This window comes from Paracoccus liaowanqingii (assembly GCF_004683865.2).
In the GTDB taxonomy this organism is placed as follows: Bacteria; Pseudomonadota; Alphaproteobacteria; order Rhodobacterales; family Rhodobacteraceae; genus Paracoccus; species Paracoccus liaowanqingii.
Genome location: NZ_CP040764.1, coordinates 237188 through 255051, shown reverse-complemented (window position 1 = coordinate 255051; position 17864 = coordinate 237188). Strand labels below are relative to the sequence as shown.

Annotated in this window: 9 protein-coding genes and 1 pseudogene; 6 read left to right on the top strand and 4 right to left on the bottom strand. The window is 71.0% G+C overall.

What is annotated here, in order from left to right:
* The first annotated feature begins 170 nt into the window (after positions 1–170).
* Both E4191_RS22025 and E4191_RS22020 read left to right on the top strand, forming a co-directional pair.
* Entirely contained in the window at positions 171–2408 is a 2238-nt protein-coding gene (locus E4191_RS22025; protein ID WP_139616448.1) for a polysaccharide deacetylase family protein, read from the top strand.
* 1 nt (position 2409) lies between these two features.
* Entirely contained in the window at positions 2410–3765 is a 1356-nt protein-coding gene (locus E4191_RS22020; protein ID WP_139616447.1) for a tetratricopeptide repeat protein, read from the top strand.
* Here E4191_RS22020 and galE read toward each other — a convergent pair.
* From galE to E4191_RS22000, 4 genes and pseudogenes are all read right to left on the bottom strand, one after another.
* Positions 3731–5980, bottom strand: a complete 2250-nt coding sequence (gene galE / locus E4191_RS24775) for a UDP-glucose 4-epimerase GalE (RefSeq protein WP_176562853.1) — start codon at positions 5978–5980, stop codon at positions 3731–3733. The genes E4191_RS22020 and galE overlap by 35 nt on opposite strands.
* Positions 5981–5991: 11 nt before the next feature.
* A pseudogene (gene glmS, locus E4191_RS22010) lies at positions 5992–7814 on the bottom strand (glutamine--fructose-6-phosphate transaminase (isomerizing)).
* A 63-nt stretch (positions 7815–7877) separates the two neighbouring features.
* Positions 7878–11798, bottom strand: coding sequence for a M10 family metallopeptidase C-terminal domain-containing protein (locus E4191_RS22005; RefSeq protein WP_139616446.1), 3921 nt, complete (start codon positions 11796–11798; stop codon positions 7878–7880).
* Positions 11799–11963: 165 nt separating this feature from the next.
* Positions 11964–12983: a LacI family DNA-binding transcriptional regulator gene (locus tag E4191_RS22000; RefSeq protein WP_135313647.1), complete on the bottom strand. Its 1020-nt coding sequence runs from the start codon at positions 12981–12983 to the stop codon at positions 11964–11966.
* A 156-nt stretch (positions 12984–13139) separates the two neighbouring features.
* Here E4191_RS22000 and E4191_RS21995 point away from each other — a divergent pair, with 156 nt between their 5' ends.
* The 4 genes from E4191_RS21995 to E4191_RS21980 are packed head-to-tail and all read left to right on the top strand — an operon-like array spanning position 13140 to position 17849.
* The gene (locus E4191_RS21995) at positions 13140–14198 is read left to right on the top strand and encodes a sugar phosphate isomerase/epimerase family protein (protein ID WP_135313646.1); all 1059 of its coding nucleotides are present in this window, start codon (positions 13140–13142) and stop codon (positions 14196–14198) included.
* A 2-nt stretch (positions 14199–14200) separates the two neighbouring features.
* Positions 14201–15313 (top strand): Gfo/Idh/MocA family protein, encoded by a 1113-nt coding sequence (locus tag E4191_RS21990; protein ID WP_135314454.1) that lies wholly within the window; start codon positions 14201–14203, stop codon positions 15311–15313.
* A complete protein-coding gene (locus E4191_RS21985; RefSeq protein ID WP_135313645.1) occupies positions 15310–16848 on the top strand; it encodes a sugar ABC transporter ATP-binding protein in 1539 nt (512 codons plus the stop codon). The genes E4191_RS21990 and E4191_RS21985 overlap by 4 nt, the downstream gene beginning before the upstream one ends.
* Positions 16845–17849 carry an ABC transporter permease gene (locus tag E4191_RS21980; protein ID WP_135313644.1) on the top strand — a complete coding sequence of 335 codons (1005 nt, stop codon included), beginning with the start codon at positions 16845–16847 and terminating at the stop codon, positions 17847–17849. The genes E4191_RS21985 and E4191_RS21980 overlap by 4 nt, the downstream gene beginning before the upstream one ends.
* The last annotated feature ends 15 nt before the right edge of the window (positions 17850–17864 follow it).

Genomic DNA, 17864 nt, shown 5'->3' with positions numbered 1-17864 from the left:
GCCGGATTATCCCAAGGGATAATTCTCTCCAAAGGGAGATTATCCCTTTGCCGGGAAATATCGAAAGATCCGTGATTCAAATATGACTAACTGCGGGCTTTTCCTATGAAATCCAGAAGGCTATTGACCCCGCCGCAGGGTGATCGCCTTTCGATAGACAGGTGTCGGGCATGATCCAGAAGGTGAATGGCACAGGTGCGCGGGGGATTATCTTGCTGGCCCTGTTTATATGTGGCGCGACGGGCGCATTCGCCTGCAGCGCGGTGCCGCGCACCACGCTGGCCCTGTATGACGGCACGCGCGAGGCCGAGCCGCGCGACACCCGGATCCACCGCCATGCGGAGCTGGTCCTGAACCATTTGGGCCAGCGGGTGATCTATCACGACCTGTCGCAGGGCGGCGCCCCCCCGGTCGATCCGGCCGAGGTGCGGCTGGTCCTGTCCTGGCTGGACGAGCCGGCCGAGGGTCTGGCGGATCTGGACGGCTGGCTGGCGCAGGAGGCGTTCTGCGACGGCGGTCCCCGGATCGTGGCGATGGGCAGCCTGTCGCCCTGGACCGACCTGCCGCCCGCGACTGCGCAACGGGCGCTGCAGGCGATGGGCATCGCCATCGATGGCGTCGTCCATGCGGTGGGCGCCTCGACCCAAGTCTCGGGGCGCGACGCGGCGCTGACGGATCACGAGGCCGATTACCTGATCCTGCCGGACGAATATGCGGGCGTCACCGCCACGCCTGCGGGCCGGTCGCTGCTGCAGCTGACCTCGCAGGGCAGCGTCATCGACCTGGCGGTGCTGGGCCCGGCGGGCGGCTATCTGCAGGACGGCGCGGCGGTCCAGATGGACGCGCAGGGCCAGGCGGCCTGGATCACCGATCCCTTCGCCGTCTTCGGGCAGGTGCTGGACCAGGACGCGGTGCCCCGCCCCGATCCGACCACCCGCCAGGGGCTGCGCAGCTTCTTCGTCACCGTCGCCCCCGAGGGCTGGCTGGACGTCATGCCCACCCGCAGCTTCGGCGAGCCCGAGCGGTTGGCCTCGGAGGTGCTGGTCGAGCGGCTGGTCGAACCCTTCGCCGACCTGCCCATGTCCGTGGCGGTGCTGGCGGGCGACCTGCTGCCGGGACTGGGGGGGCCGCTGGCCGACCGGGGGCGGCAGGCTGCCAGCCGGGCCTTTGCCGCGCCGCATGTGCAGGGCGCGGTGCAGGGCTTCAGCGACATCCGCGACTGGTCCTTCTTCGCGGCCTACGATCCGGGCCGCGAGGCGGCGCTGCTGGAGGCGCCGCAGGTGGCGGCGGACCGCGGCGCGCTGGTCACCTCGGCGGTGCTGACGCTGCGCGACGCCTTCGCGCAGACCGGCGCCTCGACCTTTTCGCGCACGCCCGGTGCGCCCCGCAAATATGCGGCCCAGGGCTTCGATCTGGAGGCCGAGCTGGGGGGGGCCATCGCGCAGGTCTCGGCCCTGACGCCTGACGACCGCCCCGCGCGGCTGTACCGCTGGAGCGGCAATGCCCGCCCCTTTGAGGCCGCGCTGGCCGCGCAGGCCGCCACCGGTCTGCCCGCGATGGGCGGCGGCGGCGGGGTCATGGATGCCGTGCGGCCCCTGCTGTCGGGGCTGTCGCCCCTGTCGGTCCAGGTGGGCGCGCAGCGTCAGGTCCATGACGCGCTTGGCGGCGATGCGGCGCTGACCGGCGACTGGACCTCGCCCCTGCACGGCTTTCACGGCTTCGGCCAGACGCTGGCCCACACCGAAGAGCCCCGTCGGCTGCGCCCGGTCCAGCTGTCCTTCGCCGCCCGCTCGGCCATCCATTTCGAGACGCGCCGGGCGATCGAGATCCAGCTGGACATGGCGCGGACCGCCCCGGTGGTACCGATCCGGGCGGCGGATCACGTCGCGGCGGTGATGGGGTTTCACAGCGCCCGCATCGCCCCCGAGGGGCCGGACCTGTGGCGCGTCAGCGACCGGGGCGGTCTGCACACGCTGCGGCTGGACGCGGCGGCCGACCGGGCGGTGGACATGGCGCGCAGCAGCGGCGTGATGGGCGCGCGGCGCAAGGGCGACAGCCTGTATGTCGCGCTGGATCCCGGCGTGCCCGCGCCGCTGGTCGCGCTGGCCGAGGGCGCGGATTCCTCGGGCGTGCTGCCCGGCGCGCCCGCCCCGGTGCTGGCCGCCAGCCGCCTGATCGTCGAGCGGTGGGACCGCAGCGATTGCGCCGTCCGGATGGAGCTGTCGGGCTTTGCCGAGGGCGACGTGACCCTGGCCGGGACCCCGCAGGCGCGCTACGGCGTCGCCATCTCGGGCATCGACGAGGGGCAGGCGCATCCGGTCACGGCGGATGCGGCAGGCCATCTGGTGATCCGCGTGCCCGCCGCGCCCGGCGGGCTGCGCGGCCTGTCCGTTCAGGGGGAGTGCTGAGATGGGATTTGCCACGATCCGCGACGGCGTCATGGTCACGGCGGTGCTGGGCACCCTGGCCATCGGCGGGATCGTCGCGCTGCGCCCCGATCCCGGCGTCGCCTTCGAGGCCGAGCTGTCGCGCCTGGAACCCGAGGAGGCCCTGCAGCGCCTGCGCGCGGCCGAGGGGCGGATCCCCTTCCACGACAACCTGCTGCTGCTGCATGCCCGCCTGTCCCTGGGCGACGGCGATCTGGACGGCGCGCGGCGGCTGTTCCTGCAGCTGCTGGAACAGGCCGGACCCTCGGACGAGGTGCTGGAGACGCTGGCCGAGATCGAGGCCGCCTCGGGCCATCCGGGCCGGGCGGCGGTCTTCCTGCGCCGCGCCCATGAGTTGTCCCCCACACCCGAGCGTCGGCTGCGGCTTGGCGGCTGGTATCGCGCGCTGCGGCTGGCGGGGGCGGAACGCGCGCTGCTGACCGCCGCGGGTCCCGCAGATCTGAGCGCGCCCGAGGTCGGCAGGCTGGGGCATCTGCTGATCGCCGCCGGGCAGGTCGCCCAGTATCGCGCGCTGCTGGTCGTGCTGGCCGACGGCGACGGGGCGGGGCGGACGGCCTTTCGGCAGCGGCTGCTGGAACATCTGGTCGAGGAGGGGCGGCCCGCCGAGGCCGTGGCCTTCGCCACCAGCTGGGCCGGTCAGGCCGAGCCCGCCGAGACGCTGGAGGCCTCGGTCCGCGCGCTGATCGGGCGCGGTGCCATCGACGCGGCGATCCTGGTGGCGCGGGCGGGGTTCCGCGTGGCGCCCGGTGACGGCCATGTGGTGCTGCCGGTCTTTGCCCGCAGCGGCCATGGCGGGCCCGCGCGCCTTCTGCAGGACGAATGGCTGGCCGGACGCGCGACCCTGTCCGAGGCGGAATGGGCGACCCTGTCGGCGCTGGCCGAACAGACCGGCGACATGCGGGGGGTGCAGCAGGCGCTGGCCCGGGCGGGGCATCTGGCCAGCCCGGGCGCGCGGGGACAGGCGCTGGTGCAGGTGATGCGCTATCGCGGGGCGGCGGCGCTGGTGCCCTATCGCGGCCTGCTGGACGATCAGGTCCTGGCCGAGGTCCCGCTGGTCGGCGCGGGCTGGTCGGCCTGGCGCGGCGACCGGGCGGCGACCTATGCCCATCTGCTGGCGGCGGCGGGCCAGCCCCTGGGAGGCTGGGACCAGACGATCTGGATGGCGCTGGTCGAGTCCCTGCGCGGCAGCCCCTATCACCGCGCGCTGCTGGCGGGGGCGGTGGACAATCCCGACCTGCGCCAGCGCCTGCGCGACAGCGTGATGCCGCCGCGCCCGGCCGATGTCACGGCAGCGGGATCGGCGGCGACAGCCGGTTGAAGGCCCCATCCGCCGCGACATAGGGATAGCTGCCCGCCCGCCGCGCCGCGTCGGTGACCGCGCGGCGCAGCTCCGCGGGGGGCTGGTCGGGAAACTGGCTTTCGACATCCAGCGACAGGACCGCGACGCCATGGGCGCGGTAGTCCTGCTGCAGCGCCTCCCGCGTATGGGCATGCGTGGTGGGCGCCGAGAGATTCTCGACCATCACCGCGTCGATGGCCTGCAGATAGGCGCCGAAACCCGTTCGCCCCTCGGGGCCGGGGATGGCCCCCGCCGCGTCGCGGCCGATGAAGACGCCGTTGTTCACGACGATCAGCGCGTCGCAGTTCCACGACCGCGCCCGGTCCGCGACCTGGCCCACCAGGTCCATCATCTGCCGGGCCAGCGCGGGCGCGCCCTCGGGGGCACCCTCAGGAGATCCCTCGGGCCAGCGCAGCGAATCGTCCAGCGCATGGGTGTAGTAATGCAGCACGTCGTCCAGAAAGAGCCCGTCCACCCCGGTCTGCATCAGCCGGTCCACGCGCTCCAGCAGGATCTGCCGCCAGCCCTCGGTCCAGAAGGCCGCCAGATGGTCGCCCGCCTCGGCGGTGGGGCCGTACCAGTCGGGCAGCGGATCGGGCGGGGTCGCGCCGATCCGGTCGATCCAGTAGTCGCGATAGGTCTCGATCTCGCTGACATTGAGATAGCCGAGCGCGGGGCGCGTGCCGTCGCGGCGGATCGCGGCGATCTGGGGGGCCGAAAACAGCACCTCGCGGCCCGTGTCGCTGAAGGGCGCACCGATCGTCGTCACCTCCAGGATCAGCAGGCCGTGCGGCTGGCCGGCCAGCGTCGCGGCGTCATATCCCTCGCCCCAGTACTGCACGCCGAAGCCCTGCCGCAGGGCCGGGGCCAGCCGGGCCGCCCGCGACCGGGGTCCCGACAGCGCGCATTCCAGATCGGGGGGCGGTGTCAGGGAAACCTCCTGCGCGGGGGCGATGCCTGCAGGGACGAGGGCGGCGATCAGGCCCCACAGGGCGGCGGGACGACAGGGAAAGGTGAACGTCAAGGGGGGGTCCGTCCGGTCAGGCGCCGTGTCCCGGCGCGGGGTCGTTGCGAAGACCGGGCCTTCAGGCGCCCAGATTGAGGAGGGGGCGGGGCCGAAGGGCACGCGGATCGCATGGGCCGGCACCATGACGGGGCGGCTGTCCTGCGCGGCGCGCTGCTGGAAGGCCCAGTGGTCCGCGCACATCTGCGCCAGATCGCGGGTGGCCCGCCAGCCCAGCAGTTTCCCCGCCAGCGTCGGATCGGCCAGCGACACCGCCGCATCGCCCGGACGGCGCGCGACCACCCGGTAGGGGATCGCGAAGCCGCAGGCGGCCGAGAAGGCCGCGATGATCTGCAGCACGCTGTAGCCCGTGCCGGTGCCCAGGTTGATGCGCAGATGCCGGTCGGGGAAGGGGGCCGCCGTCAGATGCCCGATGGCCGCGACATGGCCGCGCGCCAGATCGACGACATGGATGTAGTCGCGCACCCCGGTCCCGTCGGGCGTGGCATAGTCGCCGCCAAAGACCTGCACCTCGGGCCGCTGCCCCGCGGCGGTCTGCGCCACATAGGGAAAGAGGTTGTTCGGCACGTCTCGCGGGTTCTCTCCGATCAGCCCGCTGGAATGAGCGCCCACCGGGTTGAAGTAGCGCAGCGAGATCGCGCGGAAGCCGGGCCGGGCGGCGGTGAGGTCGTCGATCATCTCCTCGATCATCAGCTTGGTGCGGCCATAGGGGTTGGTGATCCCTGTGGGCGCGGTCTCGGAGATCGGCAGCACCTTGGGCATGCCGTAGACCGTGGCCGAGGAGGAGAAGACCAGCCGGTCCACGCCCGCGCGTTCCATCGCCCGCAGCAGCGAGATCGCGCCCAGCAGGTTGTCGTGGAAATACAGCATCGGGTCGTCGACCGACTGGCCCACCGCCTTCTTGCCCGCCAGATGGATGACCGCATCGATGCCGTAGCGGCGCAGGATGCCCTCGACCACGTCGGGATCGCGCACGTCGCCCTCGATCAGGGTGACCGGGCCCTGCGCGATGCGGGGCAGGCCGGCGACCGCGTGGCGGTCCGAGTTCTCGAAATTGTCCAGGATGACGACGCGGTGGCCGGCGGCCAGCAGCTCGACCACGACATGCGAGCCGATATAGCCCGCGCCGCCGGTGGCGAGGATGGTCCGGCCGGAGGCGCGGGTAGGCATGTGATGACGCATCATTCCACCGTGACGGATTTGGCAAGGTTGCGGGGCTGGTCCACGTCCGTGCCCTTGGCGACGGCGGCGTGATAGGCGATGAACTGGACCGCCACGGCATAGATCAGGGGCGCGATCAGCGGATCGACGGCGGGCATGACGACGCTGCGCCAGACCTCGCCCTGCAGGTCGCGGATCGCCTCGGCATCGCCGATCAGCGCGACGCGGCCCTGCCGCCCGATGACCTCGCGCAGGTTCGAGGCCAGCTTGTCGTGCAGCGCGTCATGGGGGCCAGCGCGATGATCGGGGTGGTGTCGTCGACCAGCGCGATGGGGCCGTGCTTGATCTCGCCCGCCGCATAGCCCTCGGCATGCATGTAGGTGATCTCCTTGAGCTTCAGCGCGCCCTCCAGCGCCAGCGGATACATCAGCCCGCGGCCTAGGAAGATCGCGTCCTCCGCCTGCGCGATCTCGTGGGCCAGCGCCTCGAACTGCGGCTCCAGCGCCAGGGTCTCGGCCAGAAGGCGCGGGGCGGTGGACAGCAGATCGAGCAGCGCCTGCTCGCGCGCGGCGTCGATCGCGCCGCGCTGGCGGGCAACCATCACCGACAGGGCCTGCAGGCCCAGCACCATCGCGGTGAAGGCCTTGGTCGAGGCCACGCCGATCTCGGGCCCCGCCAGCAGGGGCAGGATCATGTCCGCCTCGCGCGCGATGGTCGAGCTGGTAACGTTGACCAGCCCGATGGTCGTCTGCCCGCAGGCCTTGGCGTGGCGCAGGGCGGCCAGCGTGTCGGCGGTCTCGCCGGACTGGCTGACGACCAGGGTCACGCCGCCCTTGGGCAGGGGCGGCTCGCGATAGCGGAACTCGGACGCGATCTCGATCTCGACGGGCAGGCGGGCCACGCGCTCCATCCAGATCTTGGCGACATGGGCGGCATAGAAGGCGGTGCCGCAGGCGATCAGCGTGAGCCGCGGCACGGCCCGCCAGTCGATCGTCTCGGCCGCGCAGGTGACGCAGCTGCGATCGTCCGAGATCCAGGCGCCGAGCGCGCGGGCGACGACGCCGGGCTGTTCGTGGATCTCCTTGGCCATGAAATGGCGGTGCTGGCCCTTGTCGGCCAGGATGCTGTCCAGCGCGACGGTCTGGACCGGGCGCAGCACTGGATGGCCGCTGGCGTCATGGATGCGGATGTCGCCGCGCGTGAGGACCGCCCAGTCCCCCTCCTCCAGATAGCAGATGCGGTTGGTCATCGGCGCCAGCGCGATCGCGTCGGAGCCGACGAAGATCTCGCCCTCGCCGAAGCCCACCACCAGCGGCGATCCGCGCCGCGCGCAGATCAGCAGGTCGGGCCGTCCGTCGAACAGGAAGCACAGCGCATAGGCGCCGCGCAGCCGGGCGATGGTCGCCGCCGCCGCGTCCTGCGGGTCCAGCCCCCGCGCCAGCATCGAGGCGCAGAGCGTCGCGATCACCTCGGAATCGGTCTGCGATTCGAAGCTGTAGCCGGCGGCGGACAGGTCGTGCTTGAGATCCAGGTTGTTCTCGATGATGCCGTTGTGGACGACCGCCACCGGCCCCGAGCGGTGGGGATGGGCATTGGCCTCGGTCGGGCCGCCATGCGTGGCCCACCGGGTATGGCCGATGCCGGTGGTGCCGGGCAGGGGCCGGTCGGCCAGCACCTGCGCCAGCGCCGACAGCTTGCCCGCGGCGCGGCGGCGGTCCAGCACGCCCCCCTCGAGGACGGCCAGCCCGGCGGAATCGTATCCGCGATATTCCAGCCGCTGCAGCGACGACAGCAGGATGCTGGCCGCGGGCTGGTTGGCGATGACGCCGACAATTCCACACATGGGGCGGTCTCCTGGAAACCTGGGGAAGGGGGGAATGGGGGGGCGGCCCGGGGCGGGATCCGGTCAGCCCAGGATCGTGGACTGGATGACGATGTCGGCGGCGGTCAGGTCGCCCTCGTCCAGACCGGCCAGCAGCAGGCGGTCGCGGGCGCCATAGCGGAACTCCAGCCCCTCGGCGGTGGCGGTGAAGGCGTTCAGCGCGGCCGTGGCATTGGCCAGGCCGAAGTTCCACAGCTGCACCCGGTCGCTGCCGGTGGTGAAGTCCAGGATCGTGTCGAAGGCGTTGTTGCGGCGGAAGATGAACAGATCCGCCCCGCCGCCGCCCGCCATCACGTCGTCGCCGCCGCGCGGATCGAAGCGGTCCGCCCGGCTGCCGCCCAGCAGGATGTCGGTGCCCGTGCCGCCGTTCAGCCGCGCGCCGGGGTTGAGGAAATCGACCACCGCCGCATGCTGCCCCACCGCGTCGAAGCTGAGCGCGACGGTTCCCGGCTCGGGCAGGCTTGCCCCGTCCGCCCCTGTGATGCGGATCGGCGCGCCGCCCTGCGTGCGCAGGTCGACCTCGACCTCTCCGCGCCCGACGAAGCTGAACTGCAGGTCGCGGCCGTCGCCCGAGACGCTGAGCAATTCGCCGCGCATCGGCAGGGCGCTGATGCGGGTCACGTCGGCCATCTGCGCGCCCAGGGTGACATCGAAGCTGCCGCCCGCGCGGGGCAGGAAGACCGAATCCTGGTCATAGGCGTACCAGTTCGCGACCGAGGCGATGCGCCCCTCGGAGCCCAGATCCAGCGCGAAATGCCCGGCATCCGTGGATCCCACGGTGGTGCTGACCACGTTGCCCGTGCGCGTGACGGTCAGGGTGCTGTCGGCAAAGCTGTCGATGCGGCGGGCCAGATCCTCTCCGGTCACGAATTCGGTGCCGCTGGCGGCGGCGGTCGCGATCAGCGTGTCGAACATCTGGCGCGAATAGGTCTGGTCGGGATCTTCGAACCAGTTGGTGGGCCCGTAGTCGTGCCAGGGGAAGGCCAGGATCGGCGTCGTGGCGTTCGCGGTCAGCGTGGCGAATTCCTGCAGCCAGGCGGCCTCGGCCTCGGCGGGGGTCATGTCGTACCAGCCGATCAGCGAGAAGTCGAAGGACATGTTGGGCGCCAGATAGACCCGGTCGTCCTCGCCCGGGGTCAGATAGCCGAAGGCGCCGGGATAGCCCGCCCCGACCCCCGAATAGCCGCCGCTGAGATAGTCGAAGAAGCCGATCATCTCGCGCGTGGCATCCAGCCGCTCGGGCGCGCCGGGGACGGCTGCGCCGGCGACGGTGATCCCCAGCTCGCGTTCGATGACCAGCTTGGAATATTCGAACTGGAAGCGGTACGAGAAATCCAGAACCGCGCGTTCGACGTCGGTCAGCTGCGTGGGGTCGATGGCGGCGGGGTTGCGCGGATCGGTGCGCGCCAGCGTGTCGGCCAGGATGGCGTTGAAGGCGGCGGCGTCCAGCTGCGACAGGATCGGGGGCACGAGGCGGTTGGCATCCAGCTGCGCCTGCGTGATCCGGTCGGGAAACAGCTGGTTCGTGTCATGCGGATGGGTGTAGTAATGCGACCCGATCTCGCTTTCCAGCGCCAGGATCCGCTCGTAATAGGGCCGCGACACCGCCCAATCGGTCTGCTGGTCGGGCGCATTGGCGCCGACATTGATATAGTAGGACCCGACGAAGCCGTGGTCGGCATACCAGTCCTCGATGATGGGCAGCATGGCGTCGTAGATGCCGGGCTCGCGGATGCTGACATCCCAGACCTCCTGCGACTGGTCCATGTCGTTGCGCGCGTAGAACAGCGAGCTGTGCCGCGTCAGCAGCAGCGACACGTCCGGGGCGTTGTCCTGCAGCACCCAATCGATGGCCTGGCCCAGGATGTTGGCGTTGCCCATGATCGCATCGGTCGCGAAATGGACGTTGCGCCCGCCGGTCTGCGTGGCGATCACCGCGTCATGCACGGCCCCGGTGACGACCTGCTCGAACAGGACCTGCCCTTGGCCGGTCGTGTCGGTGAAGTTCAGATAGGACACGTTGCCGTAGTTTCCGACGACCTGCCCCGCGCCATAGCCGTTCAGGACCGGGCTGTCGGCATCCGTGGCGCGCAGGCGGATGCCCTGCGTCGCGCCGAAGCCCTCCAGCGTGACCCCCAGCAGGGCGTTCATCCGCGCATAGGAATTGCCGGGCAGCGCCGCGCCGGTCTGGTCGTTGGTCAGGAAGTTGCCGGCGGCGATCAGGCCCAGCCCGTAATCCTGCACGGCGGTGGCCAGCGAGGCCGCGATGGCGCCCGCCTGGCCCGCCTGCACATGCGACATGCCGGGAAAGACGATGGCGTCGTAGCGGGCCAGCGCCGCGGGGTCCAGAAGGTCCGCCTCGGTCAGCAAATCGAAGGGCACGCCCGCCTGCATCGCCTGGTTCTGCGCCGACATGAACAGCTGGCCGTAGGCGGTCAGGTCGTAGAAGTTCGCCGCCGTCGTCGCGGAATAGACGATGGCGATGCGGGATTCCGGGGAATCCACCGGATCGACGACCGGCGCCGTGCCCACGACCAGATTGGCGCTGCCGTAATCGCCCGGCAGGAAGACCGCGTCGTTCACGTCTGCCAGGACCCGGATCTGCGCCGGATCGCCCGTCAGCAGGGCGGGGTCCAGCGCGACCTCGAACCCGGTGCGGGCGGCGTTGAGGCCGAACTGCAGGTCGGCCACGAAGGTCTGCCCCGCCGCGCCCGAGTAAAGCCGCGCCTGCCCGTCGGCGCCGATGTTGATGTTGTATTCCGCGCCCCCCGCCCAGCCCCAGATCTGGTGGCCGGTGGCGCGGTCTAGGTCGGTGTCCAGCCAGATGGTCGTGCCGGCGCCGATCGCCGGGCCGTCCGTGCCGATCGCGAAGACGAACTGGTCGCCCTGCATCTGGCCGCGCAGCTGATGGCCCGCCTGCGTGACCAGCAGCCCCTCGGATCCCCAATCCGCCAGCGCGCCGTCCAGGGTGATCGCGCCCACCGTGACCGGCGGCGGGGTGCCCACGATGAACTCGGCCGTGGCATAGCTGTTGGGGATGAAGACCGCGTCGTTCACATCCGCGAAGACCCGCAGCGAGGCTGGGTTGCCCAGCAGCGCCTGATCCACGGCGATCTCGATGGCCGTGCCGGCCGCGTTCAGCGCGAAGTCCAGATCGGCCACGAAGGTCTCGCCCGCCGCGCCGGTATAGAGCCGCGCGCGCCCGTCCGCGCCGATGTTGATGTTGTACTCGCCCCCCACGGCCCAGCCCCACAGCCGGTGCCCGGTGGTGCCGTCGCGGTCGGTGTCCAGCCAGATGGTCGTGCCCGCGCCGATCTCCAGCCCGTCGGTGGCGATGGCGAAGGTATAGACGCCGCCCTGCAGGTCGCCGTGCAGCGCATATCCCGCGGCCCCGGTGGCGGGCGTGTCCAGCCGCGTCGCCCCGGCCCATTCGGCCAGGTTGCCGTCCAGCACCTTGCCGCCCGCCTCGACCGGGACGGGGGCCGCGATCTGCAGGTTGCCCGTGGCATAGCTGGCGGGCAGGTAGGCCGTGTCGTTCACGTCGGCATAGACGCGGACCGGGCCTGCGGGCGTCCCGATCAGCGCGCGGTCGATGCGGAACTCGACCACCCGCCCGTCGGCGCTGCGCGCCGCCTCCAGATCCGCGACCAGCACTTGCTGCGGGCCGCCGGAATACAGGCGCGCCGACCCGTCCGCCGCGATCTCGACATGGTATTCCGCGCCCCCCGCCCAGCCCCAGATCAGGTGGCCCGTGCTGCGGTTCAGGTCGGTGTCCAGCCAGACGGTCGAGTTGGCGCCGATGGCCACATCCTCGGCCGTCATGGCGATGTAGAGGTATTGCGGATCCGCGATGCCCCACAGCCCGTAGCCCGCCGTGCCGGTCTGCGGCCGGTCCAGCCGGGCCGCCGGCGACCAGTCCTGGATGGATCCGTCGATCGTCGGCATGGGCCGCCCCCCTCTGCGTGATGAACCTGTGGGGCAGCCCGCATCGGGGCGGTGTCCCTGTTCGCGCAGTGTCGGTGAGGGCGGGGGTCGGGATCAACTGATGCGGCGGCTAGTCACCCTCGGGTGAGCGGCTGACGGGACGGCTAGCGCCGAAAGGCGATCCCGCTACCTTGCGATCCCTGTGCTGTCTCGTTCCAGGAGTTCGACATCGAGGGTGAGGGTGTTCTGGGGTGTCTCGCCTGCCATTCTTTGGATGAGGGTTTCGGCGGCTTTTCGTCCGAGGCGGGCGCGGTGCTGTCGGATGGTGGTGAGGGCGGGGAGGCAGAAGGCGGCCATCTCGATGTTGTCGAAGCCGATGACCGAGATGTCGTGGGGCACGCGCAGGCCCGCGGTGATCAGGCCGGTCATCAGGCCGATGGCCATCTCGTCGTTGTCGCAGAAGACGGCGGTGGGGCGGTCGGGCAGGGCCAGCAGGCGGGCGGCGGCGTCGCGGCCGCAGCGGGCGGTGAAGTCGCCGCCGAGGCGGTCGTGGGGCCCGGGCTCGGGCAGGCCGGCCCGGGCCAGGCCCTGCAGGAAGCCCTGGCGGCGGGCATGGGTGAGCGAGCTGTCCCCGGGGCCGGTCAGATGCAGGATGCGGCGATGGCCGAGGCCGGTCAGGTGGGCGGCGGCCAGGCGCCCGCCGCCGGCATTGTCGGCCAGCACGCGCGGCGCGGCCAACCCCTCGATCCATTCGCAGGCCTGGACCAGCGGCGGGCATCCGGGGCGGTCGAACAGGCCCGGGTCCAGCCGCCCGTCCAGCACGATCACCCCGTCCGAGCGCGAGCGGTTCAGATAGGGGGCCAGCACGGTCATCGCGGGCTGGTCGGGCACGGCGGTGGTGTCCATGACCAGAAGGCTGAGGTGGTGGCGGCGCAGCACCTCGGAGATGCCCGACAGGATCTGCGAGAAGAACGGATTGGCGAGGTTGGGGACCAGCGCCAGCACGCCGCCGACCTGCTGCTGGCGCAGGTTCCGGGCGGTGAAGTTCAGGGTGTATCCGGTCTGCGCGATGGCCTCCTCGACGGCCCTGCGGGTGGCCTCCGAGACGATGGCGGGGTTGGACAGGGTGCGGCTGACGGTGGCGACCGACACGCCCGCCAGCTTGGCGACATCGAGGATGCGGGGCGGACGGGATTGATCTGACACGGGAAACGCACCTTCGGGCGACGGGGGGCAGGGTCACGCTTAGCGGAAAAAAGGCGGTTGTAAACCGTTTCATCCTGTGGTTTCGTCCGATGAAACCGATTACACACGCTGGAATCGGCCAAGGAGGAGCTTCGGGGAGAGGCTTCGGGAGGATGCATGCAGACCATCAAGGGCCCCGGCCTGTTCCTGGCGCAGTTCGTCGGCGATGCCGCGCCGTTCGACAGCTTCGACGCGATCACCGCATGGGCGGCGGGCTGCGGCTATCTGGGCGTGCAGGTGCCCTCGGGGGCGGCGTCGCTGATCGATCTGGACCGGGCGGCGGCCTCGCGGACCTATTGCGACGAGCTGTCGGGACAGGCGCGGGCGCATGGCGTCCAGATCACCGAGCTGTCGGCGCATCTGCAGGGCCAGCTGGTGGCGGTGCATCCGGCCTTCGACGCGGCCTTCGACGGCTTCGCGCCGGCGTCCGTGCGCGGCGACGCGGTGGCGCGGCAGGCCTGGGCGGTGGATCAGGTCCGAAAGACCATCGACGCCTCGGCGAACCTGGGTCTGGACCGGATGGCGGCCTTTTCCGGCGCGCTGGCCTGGCCCTACCTCTATCCCTGGCCGCAGCGCCCGGCGGGGCTGGTCGAGGCGGCCTTCGACGCTCTGGCGGCGCGCTGGCGGCCGATCCTGGACCATGCCGACAGCCGCGGCGTCGACATCTGCTTCGAGATCCATCCCGGAGAGGACCTGCATGACGGGGTGACCTTCGAGATGTTCCTCGATCGCGTGGACCAGCATCCGCGCGCCAGGATGCTGTACGATCCGTCGCATTACCTGCTGCAGCAGCTGGATTACCTGGCCAACCTCGACATCTATGCCGAACGCATCGGCATGGTCCATGTGAAGGATGCCGAGTTCAACCCGACGGGGCGGCAGGGCGTCTATGGCGGCTACCAGCCCTGGGTGGACCGGGCGGGGCGCTTCCGCAGCCTTGGCGACGGGCAGGTGGACTTCAAGGGCATCTTCTCCAAGCTGGCCACGATGGGCTTCGATGGCTGGGCGGTGGTCGAATGGGAATGCGCGCTCAAGCACCCCGAGGACGGCGCCCGCGAGGGGGCGGCCTTCGTGCGCGACCACATCATCCGGGTGACCGACCGGGCCTTCGACGACTTCGCGGATGGCGGCGCGGATGACGCGGCCAACCGCCGGATGCTGGGGCTGGGGGCATGAGCATGGACAGGCATATCCCGATCCGGCTTGGCATGGTGGGCGGCGGCGCGGGCGCGATGATCGGCAATGTGCACCGCATCGCGGCGCGGCTGGACGGGCGGTTCGAGCTGGTGGCGGGCGCGCTGTCCTCGGACCCCGCCCGGGCGGCGTCCAGCGCGGCCGCCGCGGGCATCGCGCGCAGCTATGACGACTTTGAACGGATGGCGCGCGACGAGGCCGCCCGCCCCGACGGGATCGAGGCGGTGTCGGTCTGCACGCCCAACCACCTGCACGAGCCCGTGGCCCGGGCCTTCCTGGCGCAGGGCATCCACGTGATCTGCGACAAGCCGATGACCGCGACGCTGGCGCAGGCGCAAGATCTGGCCGCGGCGGCGCGGGCCTCAAGCGCGCTGTTCGTGCTGACCCACAACTATTCCGCCTATCCGCAGATCCGCCAGGCCCGCGCGATGATCGCCCGCGGCGATCTGGGCGCGCTGCGGCTGGTGCAGGTCGAATATGCCCAGGACTGGCTGACCGAGGAGACGACCAGCAAGCAGGCCGACTGGCGCACCGATCCGGCCCGCGCGGGTGCAGGCGGCGCGATCGGCGACATCGGCACGCATGCCTTCCAGCTGGCGCGCTTCGTCACCGGGATGCTGCCCGAGCGGCTGGCCGCGGACCTGAGCAGCTTCGTGCCCGGGCGCCGGCTGGACGACAACGCCCATATCCTGCTGCGCTACGGCACCGGGGCGCGGGGGATGCTCTGGGCCTCGCAGGTGGCGCCGGGGCGCGAGAACGGGCTGCGGCTGCGCGTCTATGGCGAGACGGGCGGTCTGGAATGGCAGCACGACCTGCCCGAGACGTTGCTTCATACCCCCTTCGGCCAGCCCGCGCAGGTCCTGCGCCGGGCAGGTCCCGGCAGCACGCCCGAGGGCAGCCGCGTGCCGCCCGGCCATCCCGAGGGCTATCTGGAGGGCTTCGCCAACCTTTACGCCGAGGCCGCCGACGCGATCCGCAGCGGCGTGCATCCCGACACGCTGCCGGGCCTGCGCGACGGGCTGGAGGGGATGGCCTTCATCGACGCCTGCATCCGCTCGCAGGCCGCCGACGCGGCGTGGGTCGAGGTGACGCCATGACCCTTCCCGGACCCACCACCCCCGCCCCCGTCCTGGCGCTGGATGCCGTCACCAAGGCCTTCGGCCCGATCGAGATCCTGCACGGCGTCGACTTCGCCCTGCATCCCGGCGAGGTCCATGCCCTGATCGGCGAGAACGGTGCGGGCAAGTCCACGACCATGAAGATCCTGGCCGGCTATCTGGACCCCACCGGCGGCCGGGTGCTGCTGGAGGGGGCGCCCGTGACCTTCGTCGGCTCGGACGAGGCCGAGGACCGGGGGATCATCATGATCCACCAGGAGTTCAACCTGGCCGAGCACCTGTCGGTGGACCAGAACGTCTTTCTGGGCCGCGAGCTGAGGCGCGGCTTCCTGCTGGACCACAGGGCGATGCGCGCGCGCACCGCCGACCTGCTGGCGCAGCTGCACTGCCGGGTCGATCCGGCCACGCCCGTCAATCGCCTCTCGGTCCCCGACAAGCAGATGGTCGAGATCGCCAAGGCCCTGTCGCGCGACGCGCGCGTGCTGATCATGGACGAGCCCACCGCCGTGCTGACCGAGCGCGAGACCGAGGTGCTCTTCGCGCAGATCGCGCGGCTGCGGGCCGAGGGCGTGGCGATCCTCTACACCTCGCACAAGCTGGGCGAGGTGAAGCGCATCGCCGACCGCGTCACCGTGCTGCGCGACGGCACGATGGTGCGCTCGGACCTGACCGCCGACGTGACCGAGGACGACATGGCCGCCGCGATGGTCGGGCGCGAGCTGTCGGATCTCTATCCCCCCAAGGTTCCAGCCCAGGTCGGGGGCGGCGCCGAGCCGATCCTGGAGGCCCGCGGCATCACCGTGCCGGGCATCGTCCATGATGCCAGCCTGGTCCTGCACCGGGGCGAGGTGCTGGGCATCGGCGGGCTGGTCGGATCGGGACGCACCGAGCTGGCCGAGGCCATCGCCGGGCTGCGCCCCCGCACGGGCAGCGTCCGCCTGGACGGGGTGGACCTGCCCGCGGGGCAGGTGGCCCAGGCCATGCGCGCGGGGCTGGCCTATCTGACCGAGGACCGCAAGGGCGCGGGGCTGCTGCTGGACAAGTCCCTGCGCGAGAACCTGACCCTGCCGCTGCTGGAGACCTTCGGCCGCCCGCTGATCGACCGCAGGCGCGAGGAGGCGGCGCTGGACCGCGCCATCGCCGAGTTCGGGATCCGCGCCCCGGCCCGCGACATGGCGGTGGGCGATCTGTCGGGCGGCAACCAGCAGAAGCTGCTTCTGGCCAAGGTGCTGCTGCCCGACCCGCGGGTGGTGATCATCGACGAGCCGACGCGCGGCATCGACATCGGCACCAAGCAGCAGATCTACACCCTCATCGCCCGGCTGGCCGCCGAGGGGCGCAGCATCATCGTCATCTCGTCCGAGATGCCCGAACTGATCGGCCTGGCCAGCCGCGTGATCGTCATGCATGCCGGCCGCATCGCCGGAGAGCTGTCGGGCACGGCGGTCACCGAAGGCGGCATCGTGCGGTTGGCGATGGGCATGGACGACACATACAAGGACACCGCCGCATGAGCACGGCCACGCACGCACAAACTTCCGCCCCCCGCCGCCGGCGCGTCAACCTGACCGTCATCGCGCCGCTGGTGGCGCTGCTGGTGCTGATCGGCATCGGCATGGCGCTGAACCCGAACTTCCTCAGCTATGCCAACATCACCAACGTGCTGGCCCGCTCGGCCTTCATCGGCATCATCGCCATCGGCATGACCTTCGTGATCACCGCGGGGGGGCTGGACCTCTCCGTGGGCTCGATGGCGGCCTTCGTGGCCGGGCTGATGATCCTGGTGATGAACCTCCTGACCGACAGCATGGGGCCGGGCCTGCCGGTCATCGCCCTGGGCATCGCGGTGGCGCTGCTGGCGGGGCTGGCGGCGGGCTTCATCAACGGCATCCTGATCACCCGGGCGGGCATCGAGGCCTTCATCCTGACGCTTGGCACCATGGGCATCTATCGCTCCCTGGTGACCTGGCTGGCCGATGGGGGCACGCTGTCCCTGGGCTACGAGATGCGCGAGATGTACCGCCCCGTCTATTACGGCGGCATCCTGGGCATCGCCTGGCCGATCATCGTCTTCGCCCTGCTGGCCATCCTGGGCGAGATCGCCATGCGCCACACCGCCTTCGGCCGGCACTGCGCCGCGATCGGCTCGAACGAGAAGGTCGCGCGCTATTCGTCCGTGGCGGTGCTGCGGGTGCGGCTGGCGACCTATGTGCTGCTGGGCGTGCTGGTGGGCATCGCGGTCGTGATGTACGTGCCGCGCCTTGGATCCGCCTCGGCCACCACCGGCCTCTTGTGGGAGCTGGAGGCGATCGCCGCCGTCATCATCGGCGGCACGCTCTTGAAGGGCGGCTTCGGCCGGGTCTGGGGCACCGTCGTGGGCGTGCTGATCCTGTCGCTGATCGGCAACCTGCTGAACCTGACCGACTTCGTCAGCCCCTATCTGAACGGCGCCATCCAGGGCGTCGTCATCATCCTGGCCGTCGTGCTGCAACGCAACACCGGCGCGGCGCGCTGAACCTGATCCCGTGGG

Coding starts and splice junctions, on each gene's coding strand:
- E4191_RS22025 (WP_139616448.1), top strand. CDS start 171: ATGATCCAGAAGGTGAATGGCACAGGTGCGCGGGGGATTATCTTGCTG.
- E4191_RS22020 (WP_139616447.1), top strand. CDS start 2,410: ATGGGATTTGCCACGATCCGCGACGGCGTCATGGTCACGGCGGTGCTG.
- galE (WP_176562853.1), bottom strand. CDS start 5,980: ATGCCTACCCGCGCCTCCGGCCGGACCATCCTCGCCACCGGCGGCGCG.
- E4191_RS22005 (WP_139616446.1), bottom strand. CDS start 11,798: ATGCCGACGATCGACGGATCCATCCAGGACTGGTCGCCGGCGGCCCGG.
- E4191_RS21995 (WP_135313646.1), top strand. CDS start 13,140: ATGCAGACCATCAAGGGCCCCGGCCTGTTCCTGGCGCAGTTCGTCGGC.
- E4191_RS21990 (WP_135314454.1), top strand. CDS start 14,201: ATGGACAGGCATATCCCGATCCGGCTTGGCATGGTGGGCGGCGGCGCG.
- E4191_RS21985 (WP_135313645.1), top strand. CDS start 15,310: ATGACCCTTCCCGGACCCACCACCCCCGCCCCCGTCCTGGCGCTGGAT.
- E4191_RS21980 (WP_135313644.1), top strand. CDS start 16,845: ATGAGCACGGCCACGCACGCACAAACTTCCGCCCCCCGCCGCCGGCGC.